The organism is Flavivirga aquatica, assembly GCF_001747085.1.
In the GTDB taxonomy this organism is placed as follows: domain Bacteria; phylum Bacteroidota; class Bacteroidia; order Flavobacteriales; family Flavobacteriaceae; genus Algibacter_C; species Algibacter_C aquatica.
Window position 1 is genome coordinate 325,256 of sequence record NZ_MDJD01000054.1, and the last position, 12,713, is coordinate 337,968.

3 protein-coding genes and 1 pseudogene are annotated in these 12,713 nt (G+C 33.3%); 2 read left to right on the plus strand and 2 right to left on the minus strand.

Annotated features, from left to right (window positions below):
- The first annotated feature begins 718 nt into the window (after window positions 1–718).
- Window positions 719–3,904 carry a reprolysin-like metallopeptidase gene (locus A8C32_RS15760; protein ID WP_069831369.1) on the plus strand — a complete coding sequence of 1,062 codons (3,186 nt, stop codon included), beginning with the start codon at window positions 719–721 and terminating at the stop codon, window positions 3,902–3,904.
- A 249-nt stretch (window positions 3,905–4,153) separates the two neighbouring features.
- On the opposite strand, the gene A8C32_RS15765 is transcribed toward A8C32_RS15760, so the two are convergent.
- Window positions 4,154–6,694, minus strand: a complete 2,541-nt coding sequence (locus tag A8C32_RS15765) for a sulfatase-like hydrolase/transferase (protein WP_069831370.1) — start codon at window positions 6,692–6,694, stop codon at window positions 4,154–4,156.
- A 235-nt stretch (window positions 6,695–6,929) separates the two neighbouring features.
- On the opposite strand from A8C32_RS15765, the pseudogene A8C32_RS15770 reads away from it, so the two are divergent.
- Window positions 6,930–8,294 (plus strand): annotated as a pseudogene (locus A8C32_RS15770) (transposase).
- Between the two features lie 224 nt (window positions 8,295–8,518).
- On the opposite strand, the gene A8C32_RS15775 reads toward A8C32_RS15770, so the two are convergent.
- Complete coding sequence (locus A8C32_RS15775) at window positions 8,519–12,691, minus strand: sulfatase-like hydrolase/transferase (RefSeq protein ID WP_069831371.1); 4,173 nt, start codon at window positions 12,689–12,691, stop codon at window positions 8,519–8,521.
- Window positions 12,692–12,713 lie beyond the last annotated feature (22 nt).

Sequence of the window (12,713 nt, forward strand, 5' to 3'; positions counted from 1 at the left end):
ACCAAACGCTTTTACCTACACAAAATACAGAAAAGGTATTATTTGGGAAAAATCTCATTTTACTAATGTAGAAATGTAGCAAACTCAAAAGGTCTTAATCATTCCTTACTAACACGTTTTGATTATGGTTTAAATCTTAATGCGTGTTATCTCGAGATGAAAAGACACCGTGTAAACCATAATCTCGAAGTTTATTTTAAAAATGACCTTAGTAATAAACAACGAAAATTAGTTTTAGGAGAAAACAAAAAACTTAACAGTAAATAAATTTACCACTATTTCTTTTATCAAAAAACACATTAAAAGCATAAAATTATTATAAATTACCTTTAGTATAAGTAAGAAATAAGCTATAGTGAATACTAAGTTTTAATTTTCCCTATGAATGACATTAGTCTTTTAAAACCAACAAAAACCGCTACTCTACTGATTAATAACAATTAATGAGTTTTTCAGCTTTTCCCACAAAAATTAACCCAATGTTTATAAAAAAATATTCATCAATAAAATGCGATTTCTATAATTCTAAAAAATATTAATTCCTCATAAAAGCACTATTATTCATATCAAAAAAAAGCATTTTCATTTTTTTTATGCCAATAAATTATCAATACTATTTTTCTTACATTAATTTGTAAGAAAAATGGTTTCTTGTTGGAATTTTCGTCATTTAAATATTAATTTCACGCACTAATTAATAACTTTTAAATAACCTACAATGATGAAAAAATTATTACCTATTCTTTTGATTTTATTTAATTCTACATTTATTTTTTCCCAAAGCAGCTCCTTTTGGGAAAAAGTATCTTCTACTAAAAATGCTAAAATTAAAAAAAGTAAAAAAGACATTACCGCCCCTAACACCTATACTTTAAATATAGAAGGGTTAAAAAAAGCATTAACAAATGTCCCCAAACGGAGGAATCTTTCAAAAAAATCTGAAACCATAATAGCTTTTCCTAATTCACTTGGTAATCTAGAAAATTTTAGAATAAAAGAGGCTTCTATTATGCATCCTGATTTACAAGCAAGGTATCCTGACATAAGATCTTATGTAGGTCAAGGAATAAAGGATCCTTCAGAGGTTATTAGATTTAGTATTTCTCCTCAAGGAATGCACAGTATGACTCTATCTGCTAGTAAACGAGCTACTTTTATTGAACCCTACACAGAGGACCTTTCATATTATAGAGTATACGACCGGTCTAAAAGAACTCATGTTGATGAATTTGAATGTAAAGTCACCAATCAAGTTAACAAAACATTAAATAAAGGATCCAAAAGCTCTTCAACGTTAAAAAATGCTGACGATTCAATACTTCGTACCTATAGAATAGCAATTTCTACTACAGCAGAATACACACAATATCATGGCGGCACTAAAGCTTCTGCTCTAGCTGCTATGAATACAACCATGACAAGAGTTAATGGGATTTACGAAAGAGATTTTAATGTAAGCTTTACTTTAATTGCAAATACAGACGATGTTATTTATACTAACACTAGTACAGACCCTTATGCAAGTACTTCAGGAAATTATAATAGACAAGTACAAGCTACATTAACAAGTGTTATTGGTGAATCTAATTACGATATAGGTCATTTATTTGCAAGAGCTGGAAATAGTGGAAATGCTGGTTGTATAGGTTGTGTATGTGTTAACAATCAAAAAGGAAGCGGTTGGACATCTCTTAATTCTCCAGAAGGAGATCCTTTTGATGTTGATTATGTTGCTCATGAAATAGGACATCAATTTGGAGGAAACCATACTTGGACATATGGTAGAAATGAAGATTCTAATGTACAAATGGAACCTGGTAGTGGCTCTACTATTATGGGATATGCAGGTATTACAGGTTCTACAGATGTTCAAAGTAACAGTGATCCTTATTTCCATGCTATATCTATTCAACAAATAACAAATTATATAAAAAGCAAAAACTGCCAAACAAACACTAATACAGGGAATGCTGTTCCTGTAGTAAATGCAGGCTCAAATTATACCATTCCAAAAGGAACTGCTTTTGTATTAGATGGTTCTGCTACAGATGCTAATGCAGGAGATGTACTTACCTACTGTTGGGAACAAATGGATGAAAACAATTCGAGAACAACATATCCTAATGAAAACGCAACTTCTGGCGTAGCATTCAGGTCTTTTAACCCTACTACAGATACCAAAAGATATTTTCCTAGATTAGAAACTATTAAAACTGGAGCTACATCATGGCAATGGGAAGCTGTACCTAGTGTAGCAAGAACTTTAAATTTTAGATTAACTGTAAGAGATAATGTTGCTGGTGGTGGCTCCAATAGTAGTGACGATATGCTAGTAACTGTTAATGGTACTGCAGGTCCCTTTATTGTAAACAGACCTAATACAAATCTAACTTGGTACGCAGGAACAACACAAACAGTAGCTTGGGATGTAGCTGGTACAACTGCAAACGGAATTAATGCTGCTAATGTTGATATTTTATTATCTACAGACGGTGGAGACACCTATCCTATTACTTTAGCTGCTGGAGTTACTAATGATGGATTCTATAATGTCGTTGTTCCTGATAATGAAGGAACCCAAAATAGAATTATGGTTAAAGGGTCTAATAATATATTCTTTGATATTTCAAACACAAACTTTACCATTTCTGCTCCTATAGCTTGTAATGCAACTGCACCCACAGGCTTAGCTGCATCTAGTATTAGTTCTAATTCAGCTATTTTAAATTGGAATAATATCCCTGGGGCATCTTATAATTTGGAATATAGAGAAGTTGGAGCAGCAGCATTCACCACGCTTTCTTTAACTGAACTTTCACAAACCTTAACAGGTTTAAATTCTTTAACTCAATATGAAGCTAAAATTAGAAGTATATGTCCAGATAATTCAACTTCTGTATACAGCACTATTCATAAATTTACAACTACAGAAATTCCTTTAGATTATTGCACTTCTACTAGTTCAAATGTTAACGATGAATATATAAGTAGAGTCCGATTAAATACTATTGATAACACTTCAGACGCTCAATTTTATAACAACTTCACTGGTATTTCAACCACGTTAATAAGAAATAGTAGTTATACTATAGTAATAAATCCAACTTGGACAGGAACCATATATAATGAAGGGTATGCTGTGTGGATTGATTACAACAAAAATGGAGTTTTTACAGATGCTGGAGAGTTAGTTTGGTCACAATCTCCAACAAAGTCTAGTAGTGTTAACGGTACCTTTACTATTCCTTCTAACGCTATTGAAAGTACAACAAGAATGCGTGTATCCATGAAATATAATGGTACCCCTACTTCTTCTTGTGAATCATTTCAATATGGAGAAGTTGAAGATTACACTGTAACCATTGGAATATCTAATGCAGATAAAACAACTCCAATAATGAGTTTAATTGGAGACCCTGTTCTAAATTTAACACCAGATGATACTTATATCGAACTAGGAGCAACAGCATCAGACAATATAGATGGAGACCTAACACCACATATTATAATTGGAGGCGACATTATAGACACCTCTAAACTTGGCTCTTACAATGTGACTTATAATGTTAGCGATACAGCTGGAAACTCAGCCATTGAAATTGTTAGAACTGTAAATATAACCTCTACCTCATCTAATTCTGATACAAGTAGAGATGGTGGATTAGATAATGAATCTAAAGAAGGGTTTAAAATGTTTCCAAATCCTTTAACTGGTAATACACTTAACGTATTAGTTCCAAACACCGAAATCTTCTCATATAAAGTAATAAATATGATTGGGCAAACCGTTATTAAAGGACTCTCTAGTAAAGAAATTGGAGTAAGTAATTTAAACGCTGGCCTATACTTTATTGAAGTCTATAATGGTAATGAAACTAGGATTAAAAAGTTTATCAAAAAATAGATTATATTTGCCGTGACTAATTCAAATAATACTATTTCTTATCTAAAAATATAATCATTTTTTAATAAGAAATAGTATAAGTAAAGAAAAAATCCAGATAGTTTCTATCTGGATTTTTTATACCTTTTAATAAACGTTTCTTAACTTTTTTACTTAACCAAAATTAAGGTTTTAGGCTTGACTTAGATGACGTTTTTTTAAGGCTTAAAATAAAACTATTAAGACAATAAAAAATCAAAAATGAATTTATTATTCTTTTAAAATCTTTTTCGAAATGATATGATTATCAATATTCATATTAAGTAAATATAATCCTTTTGAAAAATTTTGAACAGGTATATTAATCTTTCTATTTTTAATAAAGTGTTTAGAAAAAACTAATTCTCCTAGTAGGTTATATATTTTAACAGAAACATCTTTAGGTACATCATTTAAATGGATAGTAACATAATCTTTAAATGGATTTGGAGATAGCGTATATATTTTATCACTTTCATCTGCTATACTTAAAACCATACTACAAGCCGAGTCTTCAACTTCTGTAGCTGTTAAAGTTCCATTATACAAGGCAAAAGCATCCATTTTACCTATAAAATTACTTGTCGTATTGTTATTAAAACTATCTGTTCCACTTATCTTTCCAGCTATACCTCCTAAACCTGTATGTATTTCTATTGAACTTGGTGCAGAACTATCTAAAGCTACCTCAACCCCATCAATGTAAAGTTTATGACTTGTACTACCTCCATCATACACTAAAGCCACATGATGCCAATCTCCATCGTTTGGAAAAGGAAAACTTAACAAAGAAGATGTTGTCTCTGTTTCTCTCACTATTGATTCTAAATTAGAACCATTTAATCGCATCCCTATTCCTACTAATCTACCGCCTTCGTCCAATATATTTTGGATACCTGTTAAACTTGTTGGTTTAACCCATGCTACTATACTTCTTGTACTTGTTGCTGCCGTCATGAATGCTCCTAAACTATACTGAATATTTACAGTTCCATCAAACACTACAGATTGATCCCCCTCTTCAAAATCGACTGTATCATAACTTAAAGTTCCATTTATTGGATTAGGATTATGATTATTTCCAGATGCATCATTTGCATCACTCGCTGTATCAAAATCCCAGTAAGCTTCATAACCGCTTACTGCCTGACAACCAACTATCGAATTTACTGGCGGAGCTGTAGTAATTATATATGGTAATGGCACTGTACCACCTCCACTTCTATAGGTAGGTAATGGTGCCGAAGTATCTATTAAATGATTCCGTAAATCGATACTCATATTATTACCTATCTCCAATATTCCTGCATCTGGACTTCCTGATAATAAATTTGTAGTTTCACTTATGTCATTTATTAAATCATATAGCTCATACGAAGCCGCTTCATAATTGTGTATTAATTTATAATCCCCTTTTCTTATTACAGATACTGGTTTTTGATCACGTATATAGCCTGGAAAATGCCAAAATAAACCTGTTCTTGTCATACTCGTTCCATTAGTCAACATTTGCCATTGGCTTTCGCCATCTATATCGTAACCTACAGGTAATGTACCTCCTGCCGCTTCTACCAAGGTTGGATATAAATCAAAGGCTAATATGGGCGTGTTATTCACTGTACCTTTGTTTGCCAACCATGAAGCTTCGGACCAAACTAAACTAACAGATCTAATACCACCTTCATACAAATCGCCTTTCATGCCTCGTAATGGTCCATTATCGTCTGTACTTATTGCTCCACCATTATCGGAAATAAAATAAACTAAAGTATTTTCAGATAACATATGTCCTACGTTTCTAGGGTCGGCTGTTGTTTTTAAGTAATCTATTAATCTACCAATGGTTTGATCCATACCTTCGGCTATAGCAGCTTGTCCTTTATTATTATGCCCCATAGTACTAGGTGTTTTAGCATCGTATTTAGCATATAAATCTGGGCGTGCATTAGCCTGATTAAAAGGTCCATGAATAGCATAATTACTAAAGTGCATAAAAAATGGGTTACTAGTATTCGCATTCATAAAATCTATAGCAGCATCTGCCATAGCATCTGTAACATGCTTTGCTGTACCCTCTAAGGAACTATCACCTGCTAAGGACATCGATTCAGCTAAAGTATAAGGATCTGCATATACATCTAATTCTGAACCAATATTACTATGAAAAGTCCAATTACCTCCAGATTGGGTTGCAAAATAGTTACCTGGATTACCTTTAGTTCCTCCTCCGTAATTAACATCAAAACCTTGATCTGTTGCTGCATTGTTAGATACATTTGTACTTTCATTTTCTCCTACATGATACTTCCCTAAATGAACGGTAGTATAACCTGCAGTTTTCATAGTTTCTGCCAAAGTAATAGCAGATGCTGGTATTTCATCTATTCCAGATGGTAAACCATTTGGAGGTCCTATTAATAAAGTAGAATTTCCGCCTCGGTTTAAATTATCTACCGCAAAAATATTATTGGTAGGTCTGGAAGCATACTGACCACTTAAAATAGCAGCTCGAGTTGGTGCACAATTAGCTCCATTTACATAAGCATGAGGAAAAGCAATACCTTCTGTAGCTAAGGTTTCTAAGGTTGGGGTTTCGTAAAAATCGCTTGGATTATTCAAATTAGTTAACCCGGTACTAACTTGAGACCATCCCATATCATCTGCTATAATAACTATCACATTGGGGCTCGGATTTTGAGAGTGAAGAAATGAGAGAGGGAAAGTTAATAATAAAATAAATAATAATGAACACAAATAAGTAGTTTTTTTCATAATATTTTAAGTTATATTTTCTTACATAAATATAATTCATTTTATTATAAAACAGACACCAAAGTATTGTTTTATAACACTTAACACTAAAAAAGCTTTTACACAACATCTTTTACAGGAATAATTAATCAAAAAAAATAGGAGAGCATAAAAGCGAGGCCACTGAAAAAGTCACGAACTTAAATAAAAGCGGTAAGTATTTTAGATACTTGCCGTTTTTTTGTATTTTGTATTCATGATAGTTCAACAGGAATCTTTTCGGTTAAGCGAGTACAGTTCTTTATATGATTTAATTGTTCCTAACACTAATTTGTTAAGGCGTATCAATGATTTAATAGATTTTAATTTCATCTATGAAGAACTTCAATCAAAATATTCTCAAACTCAAGGCAGAAAAGCAGAAAGTCCCATAAGACTATTCAAATATCTTCTGCTAAAAGTAATTATTGCCCCAAGTACTTTAACAAAGTTTCGTAGGCAACGTTTAAAGGATACCAATTTGCTGGATATGCTTATCAATAGAACAGTTAGCATTGCTGTTGAACAAGGCATCATAAAATCCAGATCAATTATTGTAGATGCTACCCATAGTTTATCAAAATCGAACCCCATTTTAGCTATAGACGTTTTACGGGAACGTTCAAAACAACTTCGCAAATCAGTTTATGCTTACCAAGAAGATTGGACCTGTAAGATGCCGGTCAAGAATCAGGGCAATGATTTAGAAAAAGAACTAGCTTACTGCAAGGAATTAGGAACCTTATTAGATGGCACTCCTACACTTAGCGAAGTTCCAGCAATAAAAGAAAAATTGAACTTACTTAAAGAATCTGTTGATGATATTGAACACGCGGCTCAAGATGTTGTTTCAAAAGATAAGGATGCAAAGATTGGCCACAAATCACAGGACAGCCCGTTTTTTGGTTACAAAACTCATTTGGCAATGACTGAAGAGAGAATTATCACAGGAGCAGTTGTTACTTCAGGAGAAAAAGGAGATGGTCCAATTTTACCAGAATTAATAACACAAAGTGAACAACATGGGATTGATGTGGATACTGTTATAGGAGATGCCGCTTATTCTGGCAAAAAGAATTTAGAATTAGCCCAAGAAAAAGATATAAAGATTGTAGCTAGATTAAATCCAGCTATCAGCCAAGGGTTTAGGAAAGAAGAAAATGAATTTGATTATAATAAAGATGCCGACATGTTTGTTTGTCCAGCAGGACATTTAGCCATAAGAAAAGCAAAGCAAGGCAAAAAGAATGTTGCTAAAAATCAAGTAATCACTTATTATTTTGATGTTGAGAAATGTAAAAGCTGTCCTTTAAAAGAGGGGGTGTTATAAAGAAGGAGCTAAATCAAAATCTTACTCGGTTACTACTAAATCAGACATTCATAAAGAACAGATGGAGTTTGAACTTCTGATTGTTTTAAAGAGAAATCCAAACAGCGTTATAAAATAGAAGCTAAAAATGGAGAATTAAAAAATGTCCATGGTTATGGAAGAGCTATATCTTATGGTATAGAAAATATGCAAATGCAGAGTGCTTTAACAATATTTGCTGTGAATTTGAAAAGAATTCTAAAATTAAGCTAGTCAAAATAAAGAAATTAAGACCAAGGAAGCAATAAGCATTATTTGAGCCAAAATAGAGAGTATAAAAGTGCAAATTGAATTATAAAAAGCTTAAAATCAAAAAGAGATTTCACAAAATTAATTCGTGAAATCTCTTATAATGAAGTTCGCGTTTTCAAAATACGATTACTTTTTCAGTAGCCTCCATAAATGCTCTCCTATTTTTAAAATTTACTTTTGTTCTCTTACTTTTTAACGACACGTTTAAAAGTAATTTTATTATCAATGTTTATTTTTATTAAATACTGACCTTGAGGTAAACCTTGTGTTCCTACCTCTATAACTTCATTTTTCTTAAATTCTTTTGAGAATAACTGTTGACCTAAAACATTTATTAATTCTACCTTAATATTTTTATAGGTATCCCTCATACTAATACTAAACTTATCTAAAAAAGGATTAGGATATAAAACCATATTGGCTTCTTTTCTAACTACACTTTCATTTACACTTAAAAGTTCGTTATTTGTTTTATCGTTAGAAATAATTCTACTCGAACCAGACGTAGTACAACCATTAATTACGATATCGTCAATATAAACCCAATCTTGATTTCCAGAAGCATCAGCTCTAAACCTAAACTGCGTCGTTGCAGTAAATGGTCCGGCAATTATAACTTGATCAGTATAAAATTGATCATTAACAAACTCATCATCCCTGTTCCACTCTTCTACTGTGGTGAAATTCGAACCTCCATCTGTAGATATTTGTAACCAAAAATCTTCATTACTATTATCCATACTTCTACAGTAATATCCAAAATCGATAGTAATTTCATCATAAATTACTAAATCTAAATTATCTGTTGTTCCTACAGATGTTGATGTATTATCACGAAGTCTCATACTATAAGTCCCTGTAGTTGCATAGCTTGCATTAGAATCTCTAACTGCATCTGATCCTCCATCGTTCCAAATACCCCAACCTGTTTCAAAACCTTCAGTATTTATTACTGTATATGTACAACCTCCTCCTAATGGATTTACAGTTATAATAACATCTGCACTATCACTACACCCACCTTGAGTTACTGTTACTGTATAAGTTGTCGTTACCGTTGGGCTTACAATAATACTTGCTATAGTTTCTCCTGTACTCCATAAATAGGCACCACCTCCAGAGGCTGTTAAAGTTGTAGAGTCTCCTTCAGTTATAGTAACATCGCTACCAGCATCTGCTACTGGTGATGTATTTACAGTAACTATAACATCATCATTATCTGAAGAAGAACTATTTGAAACTGTTACCATATAAGTTGTCGTAACCGATGGATTTACCATAATACTTGCTGTGGTTTCTCCTGTACTCCATAAATAAGTTGTACCTCCAGATGCTGTTAAAATAGTAGAATCTCCATCGCAAATAGTAACATCCAATCCTGCATCTGCTATTACTTGACTTGAAATACATGCCGAATCCTCAACTTCTAGAGCTGTTAATGTATTATTGTAAAATGCAAAAGCATCCATTTTTCCTGTAAAATTGCTAACTGCACTGTTATTAAAACTATCTGTTCCACTTATCTTTCCTGCTATTCCTCCTAATCCTGTATGTGCACCTACAATACTTGGAGCAGAACTATCTGAGGCTACCTCAGCACCATCTAAATATAGTTTATGACTAGTACTTCCTCCATCATACACTATTGCGACATGATGCCAATCACCATCATTTGGAAAAGCAAAACTTAATAAAGATGACGTCGTTTCTGTATCTCTAACTATAGACTCTAAATTAGCACCATTTAATCGCATCCCAATTCCTACTAATCTGCCCCCTTCGTCAAATATATTTTGAATACCAGTTAAACTTATTGGCTTAACCCATGCCATAGCACTTCTTGTACTTGTTCCTGTTGTCATAAATGATCCCGAACTATACTGAATATTTACAGTACCATCAAACACAACGGATTGATCGCCTTCTTTAAAATCAACTGTATCATAAGTTAAAGTTCCATTTATTGAGGCTGGGTCATGACTATTCCCTGAAGCATCATTAGCTTCACTTGCAATATCAAAATCCCAATAAGCTTCATAACCACTTACTGCTTGACAAGCTGCACTAGAGTTTTGAACTACAAAACAAGAAGCATCTTGTATTTCAGTTATTGTTAGTACTGAGTCGTATACTGAAAAAGCATCCATTTTACCTATAAAATAACTATCGGCTGCATTAGCAAAACTGTCATAACTACCAATAACACCACCTATTCCTCCTCCTGTCTCATTATGTGATCCAATACTACTTGCTGCAGAAGTGTTTGATGTTGCTAAAACACCATCTATATATAAAGCATGTGTTGTATTTGCACCATCAAACACTAAGGCTACATGATGCCAATCCCCATCTGTTGGATAAGCCGTACTTAAACTAGTTGATACAGTAAGCGATTCTCGTACTATAGATTCTAAATTAGAACCATTTAATCGCATCGCTATTCCTACCGTATTGCCACCTTCATCAAAAATTTCTTGAATTCCTGTTAAACTTGTTGGTTTTATCCAAACTGAGACACTTCTTGCAGACGTAACTGGTGATAAAAATGTACTTGTACTATAATTTATATCTACAGTACCGTCAAATACAGCAGATTGATCACCTTCTTTAAAATCGACTGTATCGTAGGTTAAAGTACCATTCATTGGAGTTGGATCATGACCGTTTCCTGATGCATCATTAGCATTACTTGCTGTATCAAAATCCCAATACGCCTCATAACCACTAGCTGCTTGACAACCTGCTGTTGAATTTGGAGAAGAAGATGTTGAAATAATATATGGTAATGGTACTGTAGTTCCATCACTTCTATAGGTAGGTAGTGGTGCTGAGGTGGTTACCAAATGATTTTGTAAATCGGTACTCATATCATTAGCTATTACCAATGTTGCTGTATCTGGACTTCCTGATAATAAATTTGTTGTTTCACTTATATCCGTTATTAAATTATATAATTCGTATGAAGCTGTTTCGTAATTATGGATTAATTTATAATCTCCTTTTCTTATCACCGATACTGGTTTTTGGTCACGTATATAACCTGGGAAATGCCAGAATAACCCAGTTCTAGTCATACTAGTTCCGTTAGTTAACATCTGCCATTGGCTTTCTCCATCTATATCGTAGCCAGATGGTAAAGTCCCTCCTGCTGCTTCTACTAAGGTCGGGTATAAATCGAAAGCTAATATTGGGGTGCTATTTATAGTCCCTTTATTTGCTAACCATGTAGCTTCAGACCAAGCTATGGTAACAGATCTAATACCACCTTCATAAAAATCGCCTTTTTTACCACGTAACGGTCCATTATCATCTGTACTTATCGCACCTCCATTATCGGAAATAAAATAAACTAAGGTATTTTCAGATAGCATATGCCCTGGGTTTCTTGTATCTACTGTCGTTTTTAAGTAATCTATTAATCTACCAATAGTTTGATCCATACCTTCTGCTATCGCTGCTTGTCCTTTATTATTATGCCCCATGGTACTAGGCGTTTTTGCATCGTATTTGGCATACAAATCTGGACGTGCATTAGATTGATCGAAGGGTCCATGAATGGCAAAATTACTAAAGTGCATAAAAAACGGGTTACTAGTATTCGTATTCATAAAATCTATAGCTGCATCTGCCATAGCATCTGTAACATGTTTTGCTGTCCCTTCTAAAGAACTATCGCCTGCCAAAGCCATTGACTCTGCTAAGGTATACGGATCTGCATATACATCTAATTCTGGACCAATATTACTATGAAAAGTCCAAACACCTCCAGATTGACTAGAAAAATAGCTTCCTGGCGCGCCTTTTGTACCACCACCATAATTAAAATCGAAACCTTGATCTGTTGCTGCATTGTTAGATACATTTGTACTTTCATTTTCTCCTACATGATACTTCCCTAAATGAACCGTAGTATAACCTGCAGTTTTCATAGTTTCTGCCAAAGTAATAGCAGATGCTGGTATTTCATCTATTCCAGATGGTAAACCATTAGATGGTCCTACTAATAATGTAGAATTTCCGCCTCGATTTAAATTATCTACCGCAAAAATATTATTGGTAGGTCTGGCAGCATATTGACCACTTAAAATAGCAGATCGAGTTGGTGCACAATTAGCTCCATTTACATAAGCATGAGGAAAAGCAATACCTTCTGTAGCTAAGGTTTCTAAGGTTGGGGTTTCGTAAAAATCGCTTGGATTATTCAAATTAGTTAACCCGGTACTAACTTGAGACCATCCCATATCATCTGCTATAATAACTATCACATTGGGGCTCGGATTTTGAGAGTGAAGAAATGAGAGAGGGAAAGTTAATAATAAAATAAATAATAATGAACATAAACTTTTAATTGTTTTCATATTTAAATATTTGTTGATTAAT

Bases quoted from the DNA above. Each gene is read 5' to 3' on its own strand.
- A8C32_RS15760 (WP_069831369.1), top strand. From the start codon at position 719: ATGATGAAAAAATTATTACCTATTCTTTTGATTTTATTTAATTCTACA.
- A8C32_RS15765 (WP_069831370.1), bottom strand. From the start codon at position 6,694: ATGAAAAAAACTACTTATTTGTGTTCATTATTATTTATTTTATTATTA.
- A8C32_RS15775 (WP_069831371.1), bottom strand. From the start codon at position 12,691: ATGAAAACAATTAAAAGTTTATGTTCATTATTATTTATTTTATTATTA.